Source organism: Rhodoferax sp. LS1R11, assembly GCF_056521395.1.
This window is the reverse complement of record NZ_JBWMAW010000019.1, coordinates 22510-42266: the sequence shown is the minus strand read 5'-3', so window position 1 is coordinate 42266 and position 19757 is coordinate 22510. Positions and strand designations below refer to the sequence as shown.

The 19757-nt window shown below is 61.5% G+C and carries 16 protein-coding genes; 6 read left to right on the top strand and 10 right to left on the bottom strand.

What is annotated here, in order from left to right:
- Positions 1 to 41: 41 nt before the first annotated feature.
- Positions 42 to 1058 (top strand): NADP-dependent oxidoreductase, encoded by a 1017-nt coding sequence (locus AC097N_RS18500; protein WP_479583541.1) that lies wholly within the window; start codon positions 42 to 44, stop codon positions 1056 to 1058.
- Positions 1059 to 1113: 55 nt separating this feature from the next.
- Here the strand turns inward: AC097N_RS18500 and AC097N_RS18495 are convergent, their stop codons facing one another.
- The 9 genes from AC097N_RS18495 to AC097N_RS18455 all read right to left on the bottom strand — a co-directional run bounded on the left by AC097N_RS18495 (position 1114) and on the right by AC097N_RS18455 (position 10717).
- A complete protein-coding gene (locus AC097N_RS18495; protein ID WP_479583540.1) occupies positions 1114 to 2361 on the bottom strand; it encodes an acetyl-CoA hydrolase/transferase family protein in 1248 nt (415 codons plus the stop codon).
- Complete coding sequence (locus tag AC097N_RS18490) at positions 2358 to 2777, bottom strand: MaoC family dehydratase (RefSeq protein ID WP_479583539.1); 420 nt, start codon at positions 2775 to 2777, stop codon at positions 2358 to 2360. Before AC097N_RS18490 ends, AC097N_RS18495 begins: the two co-directional genes overlap by 4 nt.
- Positions 2774 to 3229, bottom strand: coding sequence for an FAS1-like dehydratase domain-containing protein (locus AC097N_RS18485; RefSeq protein WP_479583538.1), 456 nt, complete (start codon positions 3227 to 3229; stop codon positions 2774 to 2776). The genes AC097N_RS18490 and AC097N_RS18485 overlap by 4 nt, the downstream gene beginning before the upstream one ends.
- A complete protein-coding gene (locus tag AC097N_RS18480) occupies positions 3226 to 4770 on the bottom strand; it encodes an enoyl-CoA hydratase-related protein (RefSeq protein ID WP_479583565.1) in 1545 nt (514 codons plus the stop codon). The genes AC097N_RS18485 and AC097N_RS18480 overlap by 4 nt, the downstream gene beginning before the upstream one ends.
- Before the next feature lie 21 nt (positions 4771 to 4791).
- Positions 4792 to 6336, bottom strand: a complete 1545-nt coding sequence (locus AC097N_RS18475; RefSeq protein ID WP_479583537.1) for a long-chain-fatty-acid--CoA ligase — start codon at positions 6334 to 6336, stop codon at positions 4792 to 4794.
- 43 nt (positions 6337 to 6379) lie between these two features.
- Positions 6380 to 7174, bottom strand: a complete 795-nt coding sequence (locus tag AC097N_RS18470; protein WP_479583536.1) for an enoyl-CoA hydratase-related protein — start codon at positions 7172 to 7174, stop codon at positions 6380 to 6382.
- Between the two features lie 61 nt (positions 7175 to 7235).
- Entirely contained in the window at positions 7236 to 8003 is a 768-nt protein-coding gene (locus tag AC097N_RS18465; RefSeq protein ID WP_479583535.1) for a glucose 1-dehydrogenase, read from the bottom strand.
- Between the two features lie 49 nt (positions 8004 to 8052).
- The gene (locus tag AC097N_RS18460; protein ID WP_479583534.1) at positions 8053 to 9258 is read right to left on the bottom strand and encodes an acetyl-CoA acetyltransferase; all 1206 of its coding nucleotides are present in this window, start codon (positions 9256 to 9258) and stop codon (positions 8053 to 8055) included.
- A complete protein-coding gene (locus AC097N_RS18455; protein ID WP_479583533.1) occupies positions 9251 to 10717 on the bottom strand; it encodes a 3-oxoacyl-[acyl-carrier-protein] synthase III C-terminal domain-containing protein in 1467 nt (488 codons plus the stop codon). The genes AC097N_RS18460 and AC097N_RS18455 overlap by 8 nt, the downstream gene beginning before the upstream one ends.
- Positions 10718 to 10893: 176 nt before the next feature.
- Here AC097N_RS18455 and AC097N_RS18450 point away from each other — a divergent pair, with 176 nt between their 5' ends.
- The 4 genes from AC097N_RS18450 to AC097N_RS18435 all read left to right on the top strand — a co-directional run bounded on the left by AC097N_RS18450 (position 10894) and on the right by AC097N_RS18435 (position 15587).
- The gene (locus tag AC097N_RS18450; RefSeq protein ID WP_479583532.1) at positions 10894 to 11808 is read left to right on the top strand and encodes an SDR family NAD(P)-dependent oxidoreductase; all 915 of its coding nucleotides are present in this window, start codon (positions 10894 to 10896) and stop codon (positions 11806 to 11808) included.
- Positions 11809 to 11825: 17 nt separating this feature from the next.
- Positions 11826 to 13436, top strand: coding sequence for a methyl-accepting chemotaxis protein (locus AC097N_RS18445; RefSeq protein WP_479583531.1), 1611 nt, complete (start codon positions 11826 to 11828; stop codon positions 13434 to 13436).
- A gap of 75 nt (positions 13437 to 13511) precedes the next feature.
- Positions 13512 to 13976, top strand: a complete 465-nt coding sequence (locus tag AC097N_RS18440; RefSeq protein ID WP_479583530.1) for a MarR family winged helix-turn-helix transcriptional regulator — start codon at positions 13512 to 13514, stop codon at positions 13974 to 13976.
- A 171-nt stretch (positions 13977 to 14147) separates the two neighbouring features.
- Positions 14148 to 15587 (top strand): aldehyde dehydrogenase, encoded by a 1440-nt coding sequence (locus tag AC097N_RS18435; protein WP_479583529.1) that lies wholly within the window; start codon positions 14148 to 14150, stop codon positions 15585 to 15587.
- Here AC097N_RS18435 and AC097N_RS18430 read toward each other — a convergent pair.
- Positions 15584 to 18355, bottom strand: coding sequence for a winged helix-turn-helix domain-containing protein (locus AC097N_RS18430; RefSeq protein ID WP_479583528.1), 2772 nt, complete (start codon positions 18353 to 18355; stop codon positions 15584 to 15586). The genes AC097N_RS18435 and AC097N_RS18430 overlap by 4 nt on opposite strands.
- Before the next feature lie 140 nt (positions 18356 to 18495).
- On the opposite strand from AC097N_RS18430, the gene AC097N_RS18425 reads away from it, so the two are divergent.
- Positions 18496 to 19752: a cytochrome P450 gene (locus AC097N_RS18425; protein ID WP_479583527.1), complete on the top strand. Its 1257-nt coding sequence runs from the start codon at positions 18496 to 18498 to the stop codon at positions 19750 to 19752.
- Positions 19753 to 19757: the final 5 nt, after the last annotated feature.

Below are 19757 nucleotides of genomic sequence, written 5' to 3'. Positions count from 1 at the left end.
TCAATCATGCTACTAAGTAGAAACCTCTATCCCCATCCGCTATGACCCCTACCATGAACCGCCAGGTGCGCCTGCGCAGCCGCCCCCTTGCCATCCCGCAAGCCGAACATTTTGAAATCACGCAAGAGGCCGTGCCCGCCCTGGAAGACGGCCAGGTGCTGGTACGCAATGTCTTTTTATCGGTGGAACCGGCCATGCGCGGCTGGCTCAGCGCCGTTGGCAACTACAGCGAGCCGGTGCCCATAGGCGGCGTGATGCGCTCTTTTGCCGCCGGGCGGGTAGAGGCTTCGCGCGATCCAACCGTGCCAGTGGGCGCCCGGGTGACCGGCCTGTTTGGCTGGCAGGACTACGCCGTGGTGCAGGCCGACGCCATCCAGCGCCAAATCGCGGACCGCGACCTGCCGCTCTCTACCGCCCTGGGGGTGCTGGGCATCAACGGTGTGACGGCGCACTATGGTCTGCTGCACATCGGTCGCCCGCAAAAGGGGGAGACGGTGGTGGTCTCGACCGCCGCTGGTTCGGTGGGCTCCTGCGTCGGCCAGATTGCCAAACTTCAGGGTTGCCGAACCATTGGCATCACCGGTGGCGAGGCCAAACGGCACATGTGTCTGGAGCAGTTCGGCTTTGATGTGGCGCTTGACTACAAGGCTGCCGACTTCGCTCGGCAACTGGCAGATGCCTGTGCAGGGCGTGTGGATATTTATTACGACAACACCAGCGGCCCTATCAGCGATGCGGTAATGACGCACCTGAACCGGGGTGCGCGGGTGATTGTCTGCGGCACCGCCTCCGTCTCCAATTGGGACCCGGTTCCCTCGGGCCCACGGGTGGAGCGCCACCTGCTGATTAGGCGTGCCAGCATGCAGGGCTTTGTGATCTTCGACCATCCCGAACACTATGCCGCCGCCTACCGCGATCTGGCGCAGTGGATTCGCGAGGGCAAGCTACGCTACCTGGAAGACATTTTGGAGGGCATCGAAAACGCGCCGGATGCGATTGCCGGTCTGTACCGAGGGGACAACCTGGGTAAGCGGCTGATTCGCATTGCCCAGGATTGAGTGGAGTGCCGGGCCCGAGCGCCCGGCGCTTCGCCTTAACGCTCGGTGTGACACCTCAAAGCCTGGCGTATTGCAACTCCCATGCTGTCTGCAAGGCCGCGCGATGTATGGGGTCGGCAATACCAATCAGTGCCTGTGCGCGTTGCTCTAGGCTGCAGCCGCGCAATTCGGCGACACCGTGCTCGGTAATCACGGCGTCGGCCATATAGCCTGGCAGGGTGCACAGGCCTTGCGCGCCCAGCGCGGGAACGATGCGGGACACCGTGCCACGGGCGGCCGTGGAGCGCAGGCAGATCAACAGCCGTCCGCCTTCAGACTGCAGTGCGCCTTGTGCAAAGGCCGGCAACCCGCCCGCGCCCGCTTGCAGCGTGCCGCCCATGCGCTCGGAGTTAACTTGGCCGAATAAATCCACTTCCACCGCCGCATTCACAGCGACAAAGCGGGGGATGCGGCCGATGGCCTGCACGTTGTGGGTGTGGCCCACATCGGTGAACCAGAGTTGCGGATGCTGTGCCACGAAGTCATAAAAATCCAGGTCACCCAAGGCCACCCCGGTGGTGATGCGGGCGTGCGGATCCAGCACACCCGACACATGCAGGCGTCGCACGATGGCGGTTACCATGCCTGCGTGCACCTTCAGGCGCCGGTGTTGCGCCAACGCCTGACCCAGGGCCAACGGTACAGTGCCTATGCCGAACTGCAGGGTATCGCCATCGCGCACCAGACTGGCAGCATGGTTTGCGATGCACAGATCAATGTCCCCGGACAGCGGTTCCTGGTAGCTCAACAACGGGCGCTCGGCCTCCACCCAGCCATCGAGTTCGTGCATGTTGACGCCAAACGACCCTTGCGTGTGCGGCATCAGCGGGTTGATATGGGCAATGCGCTGCTTGGCTTGCTGCCAGACCAGGGGCAGAAAGTCACTGCTCACGCTGCTGCAGCGGCCCTGGGCATCCGGTGGGCTGACGTGGGCAATCGCCACATCCACGGGTGGGCCCCGACGCAACAGGTGTGCAATGCCAGGATAGTCCAGACCATGCAAGGTGGCGCGTTGCTCATGCAAGCCACGGCGCACGGGCGGGGACATGAAGAAAGCGCTCAGTTTCGACTCCGGGTGCAGGCTGATGTAATCGATGCTGTCTATGCCCGGGAACTGCACTCCCATGAAGTTGACACCGCACGCGCGCTCGGGGTCGGCATGCAACTCCTCGGCCAGCAAGGCTGACTCTGCGCTCATGGTCGGAACAAAAACACGATCCCCTGGGCGGATGACGTCACTGAGATGGCGCAGTGGCTGTTTCATGGCGCGGCCTCGTCCATCCTGGTCTTCGGTTCATGACGTACACGCGCACTGCCGGACACGATCTCGGTGCCCGTTGCGGTCCTGCCACGCACACTGTACTGCGCGCCGGCGCCCGCGCTCTCTTCTAGCTTTGCACTGAACAGAATGGTGTCGCCGCGCTTGGCCACGCCAATGAAGCGGGTGTTCAAGGCAAGCAAGACCGTGGTGCCAAAAGTCTGAGTAAATAGACGAGCCACATAGGCCATACTCAGCATGCCATGCACCACTGGTTGGTCAAAACCGGCGCTGCGGGCCACCGCGTCGTCCAGATGCAGGGGGTTGAGGTCACCGGAGGCAGCGGCGTACAGCGCCAGATCCACCGCCGTGACCGGACCACAGCTGAGTTCAATGGACGTGGGAAAGGGCAGAGCGCTCATGTCTTTACCCCTTCCGGGTTGCGGATCATGATGGTCTGCAGGCTGTTGCCCACCGCCTGCCCACTCACCCGGTAATCGGTGTGAACGACGATGAAGCTCATGGTTCCCTCGCGCCTATCGTACAGGTCGGTAATGGTGCGGGTGATTTCCACCGCCTCGCCCACATACACCGGCCGGGTGTATTCAAAGCTTTGCTCGGCATGCAACACTTTGCCGACCGACACCATCAGCACGCGCAACAGTGAGGCGCTGCTGAAGTGCTCGCTCTCAAGGGCCTTGAGAAACGTGGGTGGGACCGGGCAACCGGACAGGCCTGCCGCGCGGGCTGCGGACGGGTCCCAGTGCTCCGGATTGCCCTCACCAATGGCCTGGCAAAACAGCTGGACCCGCCAGGCATCTACCAGCACCGTGGTCGGTGCCGTGCTGTAACCCTTGAAACGTGGATCGATCATGTGCAAGCCACGCGTATGTGCGGCTCCAGACGAGGCCAGGCCGCGCGCAGTGTGGCATCGAACTGGGGGGTCAATCGTTCCCGGTGCGTCCACAAATGCGTAAGCGGGCCGCCGCTCCAGGTCGGGCTCAGGCCCGCCGCACAGGCCACCACATCCAGCGCGTCGGCCTGGGGCGCCGCGCCACTGGCCAGTAGCTGCAGGGCTTGCAGGGACTGTGCATCCGGCGATACATTGCCCGCTGTCGCGAGGCGCTGCAGCACGCTGTGGCCATCGCCGCTGCGGTAGGGCAGGACCGCGCCCAGACCGGCGGCCAGAGCGGCCAAAGCCTGCGCGGCGGGCTCGCTGGCCTTGATGATCTCCAGTACACAGCCGTTAGCGCCTATGGGTGACAACAGCGCTTGCGCAGCGCCACCGTTTCCTTTGGACGGCTCTGCGTTCACTGTTCCAACGCGGATGGTGTGCGACGCACCACGGGAATCCGTAACGTTGATAGTGCCGGGCGGCAAGGACATATCGGTGTGCTGTGGCAGCTGGCTCTTGGCAAGCAACTGCTCCCACAGCAAGTGCTCCGTGGACAAGGGGCCCAGTGTCACATGGGCGATGCGCAAGTCTGCCGGTGCCGCCCATTCGCGGTCCACGCGCTGGCGGTGCAGAAACAAGGAGCGCACCATATTGCCGGCAACCGGGTTGAACATCAGGCGCAGAAACTGGCGCATCTCAATGGCGCTGGCCTCGGCCAGCGGCAGGCGCGCGCCCAGCAGCACGCAGTCGATGATGGTCTCGTACGCGGGGTAGTCACGGAAGGTGGCATCACTCACGCCAAACCGGCGGGCCAGCGCCTGCACCGTCTCGACGCTGCGCACGGGCACATCAGTCTGCGCCAAATGTGGGAACTTGGCTTTCGGATCAAAGGGCTGGCCTTGCAGGCTACGTGCCAGGGTGCGGGCAGCGTCCAGCAATTGAGCCGCGGGCACGGCCTGTGCAAACACGCCGCGCTCCACGGCCTCGGTGGGATTCATTGAGCGCGCACTCAACAGCAGCTCCAGCCCTGCCTCAAAGCCCACCAAGCGGGGCAGACGCTGGGTGCCGCCAGCCCCGGGCAACAGGCCCCAGCGCGCCTCTGGCAAACCCAACAAGGCACGCGGATTGTCACTGACGACGCGGGCGCGGCAGGCCATGGCCAACTCCAAACCACCACCCAAGGCGGTCCCGTTGACGGCTGCCACCCAAGGCTTCTCTGACGCTTCCAGCCGCACGAACTGGCGTCCCAGACGGCCACACAGCTCGACCATCTGGTCGGCATTTAGACTACGCGCGCTATCCGTGTAACCGCGGATCATGACAAGATCGGCACCCGCCAGAAAAGCAGACTTGCCGGAGGTGAGTACCACGCTGCGTACGTCCGGGTCGGCGTCGACACGGTCCATCAGGGCATCCAGCGCGTCCATCAACTCGACGGAAAACACATTCATTGAGCGACCGGGCATGTCGATGGTGGCCAAGAGCACGCCGTCTGCTTCTAGGCGGCTGCCTATTTGCATATTCAAAATCTTCACTCCTGACTATGCCGCCTGACGCAGCAAACGCTTGAGCACCTTGCCCGCTGGACTGAAGGGTAGGGAGTCGGCAAAACGAATTTCTTTTGGCACCTTGTAGCCCGCGATCAAGCCGCGGCAATGCAGATTGATTTCTTCAGCAGTTGCCGTGCATCCGGCCTTCAGCACTATCACGGCCACTACCCGCTCGCCCCACCGTTCATCCGGGGCGCCAATCACAGCTGACATGGCAACCGATGGGTGCTTTTGTATCGCCTGCTCCACCTCGGCGGAATAAACATTTTCACCGCCACTGACGATCATGTCCTTGATCCGGTCCACGATGTAGAGCAGGCCATCCTGGTCGCGGTAGCCAGCGTCGCCGGTACGATACCAGCCCCGGTTCAGCACGGCGGCGGTGGCTTCGGGTTGGTTACGGTAACCCCTGAACATGGCCGGCGAACGCAGCACGAATTCACCGATCTCACCGTCCGGCAGCACATTGCCCATGCCATCCTCTATGCGAAGCTCCATCAATGGCAAGGGGGTGCCACAGGACTTGAGCTTGTTTTCCTGCACCAGGTCATGTTGGTCCGGCCGCAGAATCGTAATGGCACCCAGGCTTTCGGTGGCGCCATAGAACTGCATGAACTGGCATTTCATCTCCAGGATGGCGCGCTTGAGCAGTTGCGCATTGATGGGAGAACCGGCGTACATGGTGAGTCGCACCGACGAGAAGTCGGTGGTCTTGGCCGCGGGGTGGTCCAGCAGCATCTGGATCACGGTGGGAGCCAGCACCAGCACGGTGGGCCGGTCGCTCTCGATCAGCGACAGCAGCTTGCCGGGTTCAAGTGCGGACAGGATGGATACGGTGGAGCCGTTGTAGAGAGACTGCACCGGCAGGCTCGCACCCAGCAGGTGGAAGTTGGGCATGACCATCAAGAGCACATCGTCCGCATGCCACTGCATGGCGGGCTCCAGGCTTTCGCACAGGCGCATGTAGTTCAGCCCCTGGTGGGTCATCTCCACCCCCTTGGCCCGACCGGTGGTGCCCGAGGTGTACATCAGCAAGGCCAGGGAGCGCGGATCTTCGGGCAGGCCGGGATCTTCGTTGGGCACATCACCGCACCACAGGGCCAAGCCGCTGTCGCTTGCCGAAGCCGTGTCAAGCACCACAATTTGGAATGGCTGGGCCGCGCCTTGGAGAACGGCATCCATCAAGGGCAGGTAGTCCTTGTCCACGAAGACCAGTACCGGCTGGGCGTCGTCCACAATGGGCACCAGCTCGGCTGCCGCCAGCCGCCAGTTCAGGGGCAGCAGAATGCAGCCCGCCTTGCTGCAGCCGAACATGATTTCGAAAAACGGAATCGAGTTTTTTCCAATGAAGGCCACCACCGATTCTGGCGTTCCCCCCTTGCCTGTCAGCGCCTTCGCCACGCGATTGCTGGAGTGATCCAACTCCAGAAAACTCATTTTGCGGCGCCCTTCTATCAGCGCGGTCTTGTCGGGCGTCATGCGGGCATGGTGGCGCACGATGTCGGGTAAGGATTTGATATCTGAATGAAGCCACATGGTGCTTGTCTCCTGTTTTTTTTGTCGGCTGCGAATTGGCGCTCTAACCAGCGTATTTTTTGAAGTCGGGTTTGCGCTTCTCGTTAAAGGCGCGCACTCCTTCCTTGGACTCTTCGCTTTGGTAGTAGCCCTTGACGGCGGCCACACCCATGAAGCTGATGCCGCGAATATTTTCGCTGTCCGCATTGAACGAACGCTTGGCAATGGCCAGTGCCGTCGGACTCATTTCGTTGATGCCCGCAGCCCAGCTTTCACATTCGGCATCCAGTTGATCATGCGGTACCACTTTATTGACCAGACCCCAATCGCAGGCTTCCTGGGCCGGCAAACGACGGCAGGTAAACCACATTTCACGGGCGCGCTTTTCGCCTACGATGCGCGCCAGATAGGCGGTGCCAAAACCGGGATCGACTGAACCCACCTTGGGGCCAACCTGACCGAATTGCGCCTTCTCGGACGCAATGGTGAGATCGCAGATGGTGGCAAACACATTGCCTCCGCCAATGGCAAAACCCTGCACCCGCGCAATCACCACCTTGCGGCAGTCGCGTATGGCACTTTGCATTTCTTCAATTGGCAGGCCCACCATGCCACGAGGTCCATACAGTCCGTCTTCCGACAGGTGCACTTTTTGATCACCACCGGTGCAGAAAGCCTTTTCACCTGCACCCGTGAAGATCACGGTGTTGACGGATTTTTCTTCGTCGGCCTGGCGAAACGCCAGAATCAGCTCTTCAATTGTTTGCGTGCGAAAGGCGTTGAACACTTCGGGGCGGTTGATGGTGATGCGCACGGCATTGGTGCCCACCTCGTAAAGAATGTCTTTGAATACGGTCATGCGGTCCTCGACTTGGGTTGGATGTGGTGGAGATGTGGATGGGAAATGCAGTGGCGGCGAATCAGCCGTGCATGGTCAGGCCGCCTGAGACACTGATGGTCTGGCCGGTCATGAAAGCAGCATCATCGCTGGCCAGGAAGGCCACGATACCGGGGTAGTCTTCGGGCACGCCAATGCGACCCAGCGGCACGCCGCGCACCATCGAATCACGAATCTTCTGGCCTTGTTCGCCGGTTCCCACGAACAGATCCATGGCCGGGGTGTCGGTGGGGCCGGGACAGACGTTGTTGATGGTCACCTGGCTGCGTGCCAGCTCACGTGCCAGCGCTTTGGCGAAGGCAATGGTGGCGCCCTTGCAGCCGGAATACACCACCTCGCCCGAGGAGCCCACGCGGCCCGCGTCGGAGGCGATGTTGATGATACGCCCGGACTTACGCTCGGCCATGCCCTGGGCGACCGCATGGGTCATGTGCAGCGGGCCAAAGTAGTTGATGGACACCACTTTTTTCCAGAACGCTTCGTCGGTTTTCAGGAACGGCATGGGCGTGTCCCAGCCGGCGTTGTTGACCAGGATGTCGGTGGGGCCGACGGCTGCTTCAAAGGCGGTCACGGCGACCTTGACGGCGCTGTAGTCGGTGATGTCGCAGAGCTGGGCTACAGCCTTGCCGCCAGCGGCGGTGATGGCGGCCACGGTTTCTGCAGCGCCTACTGGGTTGATGTCGAACACGCCGACCTGGGCGCCTTCTTCGGCCAGTCGCACGGCAATGGCGCGGCCTATGCCGCTGCCGGCGCCGGTCACGATAGCCGTTTTGTTATTGATGCCTCGCATGGGGTATCTCCTGTGGTTTTGGTTGAGTAAGCGTAATGGGCTACTAGGGTCAGGCGCCGAAGCGTCCGACAATGGAAATGGCAGATACGTTCTGGTGTGGGTGACCGCCCAGGTTGTGCGTCAGGCCCAGGTCCACGTTCTTGAGTTGGCGCGCGCCGGCTCGACCATGGATCTGCTGGTAGATCTCATAGACCATGCGCAAGCCGGTGGCGCCAATCGGATGACCAAAGCACTTGAGGCCGCCATCGGGCTGCACCGGCAAGGCGCCGTCACGGTCGAACACGCCGTCCAGCACGTCATGAATGACGCGACCGTGCTGGCTAAAGCCCAGGTCTTCCATCAGCACCGCCTCTGTCACCGAGAAACAGTCATGGACCTCGGCCATCTGAATTTGCGTGCGCGGGTCGTTGACCCTGGCGCTGGCATAGGCGCGTGCGCCGGCCACGCGGGCGGTGGCAATATGGGCACCGTCCCAGCTGCCAAAGCTGGCTTCTTCGCCGTTGCTGACAGAGACCTCCAGCGACTTGATGCTGACGAGCTGGGCATTGGGCCGCAAGGCCCTGGCGATTTCTGGCGTGGTGAGGATGGCACAGGCGGCGCCATCGCTGACGCCGCAGCAGTCATACAGGCCCAGCGGTGCGGCAATGGTGGCTGCCTTGAGCACATCTTCTTCGGTGATCGGGTTGCGCAAATGGGCCTTGGGGTTGAGCGCGCCGTTGGCATGGCTTTTCACCGAGATGTGGGCCATGGCGCGCTTCAGGTCCGTCATGTTCACACCATATTTGGCGGCATAGGCCGAGGCCAGCTGTGCAAACGCTCCGGGTGCGGTGGTGTTGGGCAACCACAGGTCATTGGCCACACCGCGGGTACGTGCGGGCAGGCCGCCATAGCCGGTGTCCTTGAGTTTTTCCACACCCAGCGCCAGCACGATGTCATAGGCGCCGGAGGCCACCGCATAGGCCGCGCCACGCATGGCTTCGGTGCCGGTGGCACAGGCGTTTTCTACCCGCGTGGCCGCAATGCGCGGCAGGCGCAGGGCCTGGGCGAGCGGGCCTGCGGTCTTGCCGACGTTGTTCTCTTCCAGGCAAACACCAAACCAGGCCGCATCAATCTGCTGGTAGTCAATGCCGGCGTCCGCCAGCGCCTCGTTAAAGGCCTCCAGCATCAGCTCGTCGGGACCGCAATCCCAGCGCTCACCGAACTTGGAGCAGCCCATGCCCAGAATGGCGACCTTGTCGCGAATGCCCTCAGCCATGTGATGCCCCTTGTTCCACGCCGCGCACAGGCGTGGCCTTCCAAAAATAGCGCCTGAAACCTCGGTTGGCATCGAAGTCTTTGACGCGGTACACCATGCGCAGTGGCAGCCCCACACGCAATTCATCCGGGTCGGTGTCGGCAAACTCCATCATCACACGCCCACCGCCTGCGAAATCGATGTGACCGAACTGAAATGGCGGGTTGGGCGTGTAGCCCAGATAGTCGCTGGTGTGCGAAAGGACCTGCGCGGGCACATCGGCCAGACTCAAGGGGGTCTGGCTATCCTGCGCCCGGCATGTGGGGTTGACGCAGAGTTGCGCGCTGGGGAACTGAACCGTTCCACACGCTGTGCAGCGTCCGCCCTCAAAGTGCGCGGCCCGAGCCTGGTCGCGCCAGGCGGCGGTCAGCGCGGTCTTGTTGTCCATCTCGGCACGCATGCCCCATTCCAACGCAATCTGGCCGGTGAAGGAAAGGTACTTCATGTAGCTGGTTTCCTTGCGGCCCGCATCCGGCACCGTGCCCGGGCAGGGCACGCCGGTACGGCGCAGCAGCAGCGCCTCGCAGCCACTGCCAAAAGCCACCACCAAAATCAGAGCATCGGGTGCAGCCGCACGCAGGGCAATGTCCAGCATGGCCAGAGGCTGCGCGCTACCCAAGTCACCCACCGTCTCGTGCTCGGAAGAAACCACAACTGCGGAGGCAAAACCAATGCGCTTGGCCACCAGGTCGTTCACGCGGGCCAGTGGCGTGGGCATCACGAAGTGGGCCACATCCGCAGCCTCCACACCGGCATCTTTCAGACAGCCGCGTATCGTATCGACGGCAATCTTCATATAACCCTCGTCACGGACCCAGCGCTCCTCCCAACCATAGTCGTACAGCGCACCGGTCTGGCGGAAATGGTCCACCAGATCGGCGTGCGTGCTCTGACTGGCCACCAAGGTCGCAATGGCGGCTCCGGTGCCCACCAGAACACCGGCCGCACCGTCGCCCAAGATCAGTTCCTGGGTGCTGGCGGGGCGGCCAATGCGGCGCTCTGCGGCCAGAAGCAAGTGGGTTGTGCCCGCCTCTGGGCGGCGCAGCATGGCACCCAGCTCGGTGCAAGCAGCGCGCGCGCTGGAGGCCACGTCACGTACACCGGCACGCGATGCCAGGCCCATGGCGGCGGCAACGATGCCTGCGTTCAAGCGGTCGGCAAAGGGAAAGCTGGTGGACGCAAACGTCAACTCCGTCACCGCCATATGCGGGACTGCCGCTTGCAGCATGCGCCCGGTCTCGACGGCCATGGTGACAGTGTCTTCGTCCCAGCTCGCCATGGAGCGCTGGCCTTTGGCCAGGGACCGCAGGCCGGGCGCCATCCAGCGGTGCTGCGCCAGCACTTCAGAGCGCTCCAGGCGCAAGCGCGGAACATAACGGGTGGAAGCCAGCAGGCCGTATTCAGCCTTGGAAGTATTCATGGTTTTTGCATCTGAAAGAGGTCGTGTCCATACACATGGTACGCTAGTATATGATAAAGTTACGTTCGTATTTTGGGTAAATCATAGGGAATACACAAGGGTTTTCCCGAGGTGGGGCGCTTGCCGCATCGCCTTTCCGGGTCGTCGACAACACTACTTAAGAAGAGACACACATCATGAGCAAATTACTTGAAGGCAAAGTGGCACTGGTTACCGGCAGCGGGCGCGGCGTCGGGCGCGGCATCGCACTGGCATTGGCGCAGGCCGGCGCAAAGGTGGTGGTGAACGATCTGGGAGCCTCGCTTGATGGCACGTTCAACACCGGGCAGCCGGCCAATGAGGTGGTGGCCGAGATCCTTGCCATGGGTGGTCAGGCGGTGGTCAACGGGGGGTCGGTGGCCAGCCGAAAGGACGCCGACGCGATGGTGGAGCAGGCCGTGAGCAGCTTCGGCCGCATTGACATTGTGGTCAACAACGCCGGCATCTTGCGCGATGCCATCTTTCACCGCATGACCGAGCAGGAGTTCGACGACGTGCTGGCCGTGCACCTGAAGGGTAGTTTTAACACCAGCCGCGCCGCCGCCCCCTACTTCAAGGCGCAGGGCAGCGGCAGCTATGTGCACATGACCTCCACTTCCGGTCTGATAGGCAACATGGGCCAGGCCAATTACTCGGCGGCCAAACTGGGCATTGTGGCCCTGTCCAAATCGATTGCGATAGACATGCAGAAGTTCAACGTGCGCTCCAACGCGATTGCGCCCTTCGCCTGGACCCGCATGGTTGGCTCCATCCCCGATGAGACGCATGAGCAAAAAAAACGCGTCGAGGGCTTGAAGAAGCTGGTGCCCGAAAAGGTCGCGCCTTTCGTGGTCGGCTTGTGCGCCGATGCCGCGGCGGATGTGAGTGGTCAGGTCTTTGGCGTTCGCAACAACGAAATCTATTTGTTCAGCCAGCCGCGCCCGATTCGATCGGCCCACCGGGGCGAGGGCTGGACGCCGGAGAGCGTGTTGGATACGGCCATTCCGATGCTCCGTGGCGACTTCTACAAACTGGATCGCTCGGGTGATGTGTTCACCTGGGATCCGGTGTAGGCCGCATAAAGTTGCAGATGAAAAATCTCAGGATATCCACCCGGCTCTTCCTCCTTATCGGCGTTCTGTCCACCTTGCTGATTGCCATCGGAAGCCTGGGGTTGTATGGCATCAGCCAGGCCAATCACGCATTGCGGGTCGTGTACCAGGGTCGAACCGTTCCTGTAGGGCAGCTAGGGGTCATCAACGCGCTGATACTGAACAATCGCTTGATGATCAGCAACAACCTGTTGGACCCCACCAGGGCCAAGGTTGTTAAGTACAACGCCGAGATCGAGGCCAATATAAAACAGATCGATGCCGAGTGGGCAGCCTATATGGCCAGCAAGCTCACGACCGAGGAGGTCCGGTTGGCCGCGCTGTTTAATGTTGCCAAAAGCAAGTTGCATGCAGAAGGCATGCTGCCTGCCATTGCCGCCTTGAATGCGGTTGATCTGGAGGGTGCGCAGAGCATTGTGTTTGAAAAAATAGCGCCTCTTTACGTGCCGGTCCAAGACAATGGAAGACTCCTGGTGCAGCTCCAACTGCACGAAGCCAAAGCAGAATTCGACAGCGCAACCGATCGCTATGCGATGATCCGGGTAGCATCGATAGGCTCCATCATTGGTGGGGTGATGTTTGCACTGTTTCTGGGGACAACCTTGATCCGTGGCGTGTCCCGCTCCTTGCGGCAGGCGCTGGTGGGCGCCAATGCGGTGGCCCAGGGTGATCTGAGCCAACGCATTGCAGTGGACGGAAAAGACGAGGTGTCCCAGGTTCTCATGGCCCTGTCCTCCATGCAATCCGAACTTGCCAAGGTCGTGGTTCAGGTGCGCCAGGGTTCCGAAAGAGTGGCCGAGGCCAGTGCCGAGATTGCACTGGGTAACCGAGACCTCTCCAACCGTACCGAACAGCAAGCCAGCGCACTGCAGGAAACCACGGCGTCCATAGATGAACTCAGCGCTGCCGTCCTGAAAAATGCTGACAACGCCAACCTGGCCAACAAACATGCCAGTAGCGCCTCGCGCGTTGCGGCCCGGGGCGGTACGGTGGTGGCGCAGGTCGTTGCCACCATGAAAGGTATCAATGAAGCGTCAAGGAAAATCGCCGACATCATCAGCGTGATCGATGGAATTGCCTTTCAGACCAATATCCTCGCCCTGAACGCAGCCGTGGAGGCTGCACGTGCCGGCGAGCAGGGGCGCGGCTTTGCGGTGGTGGCCAGTGAAGTGCGCAGCTTGGCGGGACGTTCGGCAGATGCGGCCAAGGAGATCAAGCTGTTGATTGGTGCCAGTGTGGCGCGTGTGGAACAGGGCTCGGTATTGGCGGACCAGGCGGGAATCACCATGGCCGAGGTGGTGGATAGCATCCAGCACGTCTCGTTGCTCGTCGGCGAAATCAGTGCGGCCAGCGTCGAACAAACGGCCGACGTGGTCCATGTGAGCGAGGCCATAGGCCGGGTGGGCCACGCCACCCAACAAAATGCGGCACTGGTGGAAGAAATCGCTGCTGCGGCCAGCAACTTGAATGAGCAGGCCCAGGATCTGGTGCGCACGGTGGCTGTATTCCATCTGGGGCCTGCAGAACCCCAGGCACTGCCCGAGCACGACGCCCCGTACCTGCAGTTGGCACCCGCCAACAGGGTTTAGAATGTACGCTTCCTTACAGTAATGCATAGGCGTTCACGGGGTCAATGATGGCTCGTCGTGCGCCGGAAAGTCATATTGACAGCGCAAGTCCACACCGTCGATTGGGAGCTCAGGCTCGGGTTTTTGATTCACGATGTTTCACGGCTGCGACGCAGTGCGTTTGACCGATGCCTCAAGCCTTTGAATGTCACCCGCGCGCAATGGTGGGTGCTAGCCTATCTGTCGCGTGAAGACGGCATGACCCAATCCCAATTGGCTGAAGAGCTCGATATCGGCAAGGTTGCAGTTGGTGGTCTGATCGATCGCCTGGAAAAATCCGGACTCGTGCGTCGCGACGCGGATGCCACCGATCGCCGGGTGAACCGTGTGTTTCTGGAACCCAAAAGTAAACAGCTGATTGCGCGCATGCGCAAGATCAGCCACCGCATGAACGAGCAAATTCTGGCTGGCCTCAATGACGACCAGCTGGAATCCTCGGCCGTGACCCTGGATGCGATGAAGGCCAATTTGCTGACCTATCTGGCCGCCAACGAACTCTAATTTTCGCCCGAGCAAGCCAGTGGCTTGCATCGCTCAGTGGAAACCCTAGCTCTGGCAAGCATGTAATACGGTAGCATACAATAATTGTTATTACGACATTTATTGGAGATGCGCGCAGGCCTTCTGTGACGCGTCCACCATGCCACCGAATTTCCCTACCAGGAGCATTTCATGCAGACACACCATCAAACCTTTTTCATCGGCGGCGAGTGGGTTAAGCCGGCTACAGCCAAGCGCATCGAAGTCATTAGCGCCACGACCGAGGAGGTCATTGGCAGCGTGCCTGAGGGCAGCAACGCCGACATGGACCGGGCCGTTGCGGCAGCGCGCCATGCCCTGAAGGAATCTGACTGGGCCACATGCACGGCCGCCACACGCGGAGCTGCGCTGGGCCGCTTTGCCGACGCGCTGGAAAAACGCGGCGCCCAATTGGCAGAGGCGGTAAGCGTGCAAAACGGCATGCCCATCAACACCGCCGACCAGCTGGAGGTGGGCTACACCGTGGCCCTGATTCGCTACTACGCGGCCTTGGCCAGCAATCTGCAGGAAGAAGAAAGCCGGCCCTCGCCGCTGGGCTTTACCACCCTAGTGCGGCGCGAGCCGGTGGGTGTGGTGGGTGCCATCATTCCATGGAACTTCCCCGTCATTTTGTCGATGATGAAAATCGGGCCGGCCCTGGCCGCCGGTTGCACCATCGTCCTAAAGCCCTCGCCCGGCACCGTGCTGGACAGCTACATCGTGGCCGAGGCCGCCGAAGAGGCCCAGTTCCCACCGGGTGTGATCAACTGGGTACCTGGCGACCGTGAGGTGGGTGCCTACCTGGTGTCGCATCCGGGTGTGGACAAGGTGGCCTTCACCGGCTCCACCGCTGCCGGACGCGCCATTGGCGAGGTCTGCGGCCGGTTGCTGCGCCCGGTCAGCCTGGAGCTGGGCGGCAAGTCGGCCTCCATCATTCTGGAAGACGCCAATATCGACACCGTTCTGGCTGGCTTGCCCGCAGCCTCCCTGACCAGCAATGGCCAGGCCTGCTTTTCCTGCACCCGCATCCTGGTGCCCAACAGTCGCTACCAGGAATTCGTGGATGCGATTGCGGCCACCGTGTCGGCCTACGTGGTCGGCGACCCCCTGGACCGCGCTACGCAAATCGGCCCCATGGGCTCTTCCATTCACCGTGACCGTGTCGAAGGCTATATTGCCAAGGGCAAGAGCGAGGCCAAGCTGGTCGCTGGCGGTGGCCGCCCCAGCCAGCGTCCGTGCGGCTGGTTTGTGCTTCCCACGGTGTTCGCCGATGTCAGCAACAGCGCCACCATTGCCCAGGAAGAAATCTTTGGCCCGGTGCTGTCCATCATTCGCTATGCGGACGACAACGACGCCATCCGGATTGCCAATGATTCGGTCTACGGCCTGGGCGGTTCGATCTGGTCAACAGACCATGAGCGCGCTTTGGGTCTGGCCCGTCGCATGGCAACCGGTACGGTTGGCATCAACGGCTATATGCCCGACCTGAACACGCCATTTGGTGGCATCAAGGCCAGCGGACTGGGGCGCGAGATGGGGCCGGAATCGGTAGCGGCCTACCAGCAACTCAAGTCCATGTACATGCTTGGCTAAGCCAGCAAATGCAAGGCCCTGGACTTGGCCAGGGCCGCAGAGCGGTTACGCACTCCCAGCTTGGAATACAGGTTTTGCAAATGCCACTTCACGGTGGTCAGCGAGACATCGATGTGATCGGCAATTTGTTGGTTGGACAGTCCCACGTCGATGTAACCTAGCAGCTCCAGTTCGCGCGCTGTCAGCTGTGTGAGAAGTTGGGGATCCTCATCGTGCAGTGAGGCGATCTTGTCAAACAGCGACTGGTTGGAAAAGGTCAAATCCCGGCAGCGGTCCACAAAGAAACGCCGTTCATCCGCCGTGACAAAGCCCCAGGCATTGACCTTGGTGTCGGCCACCACCGCAGCCAGAGTCTCAGCCTGCTCCTTGAAGGGTCGCACGATGCCGTGGCTGGCGGCTGTTCGCACCGCTTGGGTGATGTGCCGCACGGCCAGTGTCTGTTGGTGGCTACGAAGGGCTAGGGTGGCCGAGGCCAGGGCCAGTTCCACCAGTCGCAGGGCACAGTTAGCGGCCTTGGCGCAGCGGGTTTCCTCGGCGATGAGCAACTCCGCCTGCTTGGGTTTTGAGCCCGCCATCAACATGGCTAGCCGGCAGTCTTCAATCAGGGCATCGAGTTGTGGAATCTGCGCTTCGTGCGCGCTGCGTTGGTAAATGCGGATGCCACCCTGCTCCAGACCAATGCGCTCGGCCTCGTCGCGCGCCTCGTCCGGCTTGCCCAGCACCAGCAGCCGCCGTATCAGGTAGCAGGACAGCATCAGCGACAGGCGTGGCGCATAGGCGGCAGCGATTTCCCGCAGCTGCAACAGGGAGATGCGCTCATCCGCGCCACCCTGCCACAGCAGCACCGCCGCCTCCAGGCCGCAGGCCGTAGCCTCCAGAAAGCCGTGGGTGCGCGAGGTCCGGCTACCTAGTTCGAACAGCAGCCAAGCCTCTTCATGCAGTCCCATCTCGGCGGCGCACTTGGCCGCCACCATCGCCATGGTGCCGCAGATGCCGATCTCATCACCCAGCTTGGCACGGGTCGTGGCCAGTACGGCAACCAGTTCGGAATAGGCTGATGCAAAGTGGCCTTCATAGATCGGGATCAGGGCTGCGTAGGACGCGACCCATCCATCCACATACGGGCTGTTGACCTGAAAGGCTGCCTCGCGCGCCGCGTGCAGGGCCTTGCGCGCCTCCACAAAGCGGAAGGCACTGGAAAAATAGCCGCACTCGATGCAGTTGGCGGCCGCCAGATTGAAGGGGTCATCGGCTCCGGATGTGGCATCGGCCAGCCAGCTGGAGGCACCGGTATGGGCCTCCAGCAGATGGTCGCTGAGGCTGTCTATAGAGGCCCGCAGAATCGCAATCCTGCGCTGCAGGTTGCTTCTTGCACCGGCGTCGGATTTGCGGTTCTGCTTCTGCAGGCGCAGTGCCAGTACGGCGCTCTGGCGCCTGGCATAGTCGTAGCGCCTGTGAAAGGACAGCGCCCAGACAAACCAGTATTCGGCCTCGGGCCCGGCCTGATGGCCCAGCGCGTGCAAGGTTTCCATCCACTGGATGTACTGCAGGATCAGGCCGCTGTTGCGGATGCAGGAGGGCGCTATGCGTTCCAGTATCTGGCTGGCCGTGGCGGCCGATTCCGAGGCCAGCGCGTACTCCACCGATTCGCGCCAGAAGCCATTTTTCTCGCACCAGTGCGCCGCCCGGGTCAGCACCGCCTGGCGCCTGACTACGGCAAGAGTGGTCTCGGCCTCGCGCAAGAGGTACTCGCGGAACAGCCCGTGCAAGCGATACCAGCTACGATTGCGGTCCAGCGGAATCACAAAGACATTGCGCTCTAACAGATAGGCCAGGTAGTCTCGGGCACGTTCGTCGTCCATCACGTGGCAACACAACTCCAGATTGAAGGTGCGTACCTGCGCAATACAGAGCAGGAAGTCGCGCACCTCGGCTGGAAAGGCCGACAGTACCCGGCGGTTCAGCAGCCGGGCAAGCCCCTCGTCCGAGCCGGAAAACTCCTTCAAAGCCAGGCGTGGATCCTCTGCGCTCGACAGGATGATTTGCACCATGCGCACCGCGGCCGGCCAGCCCTCGGTCTGCCGTGCAATGTCTTCCACGCCCTGGCGGCCGATAAGGGCTGACACATTGCTACCCAGTAGTTTGGCAATATCGTCGGTACCGAAGCTCAGGTCGGAGGGGCCAATCTGCCGCACCAGGCCCTGCAATTGCGCATTCGCCATGTCCAGGGGAATGTCCCGCGTGCTGGACAGCACCAACTGCCGGGTGGCATGGGTCTGAAAAACCAGCTTGTTCAGCAAAGGCCCCATCTCCGCATCATCACAGCAGTTGATGTTGTCTATGAAGATGGTGAGGGGCAACTGATAGTGGTTGATCAGATCGATGAGTTCATCGATGCGGCTTTCCACCGCCGGGTGGCCACGAAACAGCGCCTGTGTAGGGTGCAGATTCAGCAGCGGCCCGTGCAGCAAGCTTTCCAACGCACTCACGACGCTCTCCACCGCAGTATCCCGGTCATCCAGCGCAAACCAGAGGCATTGTCGGCCGGTGCGCCGCAATTCGGCTAGCATCATGGACATCAGCACCGTCTTTCCATAGCCTACGGGTGCCCGGATGAGCAGCGCCTTGGACGCCACGCCATTGAGTGCCTTGAGATGTTCCAGTACACGGGTGCGCAGGGGTTGAAACATGAAGATGGGCGGATCGGTGCGCCCTACGGTGCGCTCGGCCTCCGCCACCAGCGCGCTCACCTCGGTGTTTTGCCACATATCGCACGGACTCCTGTTGTTGTGTCAGCCATTGCCAGTATCTTAGGCTTGTATGTAGGCCAACCCCTCCCAAAGTACGGGTGTCCTTTTCTCTCCCCCTCCTAGACTGCCCCACATCAAGGATTACAACGAGGAAAGACATGACAAGCCTGCAAACCGCTGCGGACAGAGCCCGCACCATTCCCCTGGACCAAATCGACGTCAGTGCGCCCGATCTCTATGTGCATGAAACCATGCACCCCTACTTCGAACGCCTGCGTGCCGAAGCACCGGTGCACTACTGCAAGGAAAGCGCCTACGGCCCTTATTGGTCCATCACCAAGTTCAATGACATTGTGGCCATCGACACCAACCACAAGGTGTTCTCTTCCGATCACACCGTGGGCAGTTTTGTGCTCGATGACACCGTACTGAACGCGGTCGATGGCGGTATCAGCCTGCCCAACTTCCTGGGCATGGACCCGCCTACGCACGACATCCACCGCATGGCGGTCAGCCCTATCGTGGCACCGCAGAATCTGGTCCGTTTTGAATCCACCATCCGTGAACGCACCCGCCGTGTTCTGGATGAGTTGCCGGTAGGAGAGACCTTCAACTGGGTGGACCGGGTTTCCATCGAGCTGACCACCATGATGCTGGCCACGCTGCTTGATTTTCCATTTGAGGACCGCCGCAAACTGACGCGCTGGTCGGATATCGTGACGACGCGGCCCGGCTACGGCCTGGTCGACAGCTGGGAGCAGCGCGAGACCGAGTTGAAGGAATGCCTAGCCTACTTCCAGGCCCTTTACGCCGAGCGTAAAAAAGCTGCGCCGCAGCCGGACTTGATTTCCATGTTGGCGCATGCGCCATCCATGCAGGACCTGGGACCTGAGGAGTTTCTTGGCATTCTGGTGCTGCTGATCGTAGGCGGCAATGACACGACCCGCAGCTCCATGTCGGGCAGCGCTATGGCGTGGCACCAATACCCCGAAGAATTTGCGAAGGCCAATGCCAACCGCGACCTGATCGCCAGCATGATTCCCGAGATCGTGCGCTGGCAGACGCCGATTGCCCATATGCGCCGCACCGCTCTGGTCGACATCGAATTCCGGGGCCAGCAGATCCGCAAGGGCGACAAGGTCGTGATGTGGTACCTGTCGGGCAACCGCGATGAGGAAGTGATCAGCCGCCCCATGGATTTTATTGTGGACCGGCCGCGCGCGCGCCACCACCTGTCGTTCGGCTTTGGCATCCACCGCTGCCTGGGCAACCGCCTGGCCGAACTGCAGCTGCGTGTGCTGTGGGAGGAAGTCTTCAATCGCTTCTCGCGGATCGAGTTGATGAGCGAGCCGGTGCGGGTTCCCTCCAACCTGATTCACGGCTTCATCGACATTCCGGTTCGCCTGCACAAATAAAGCCA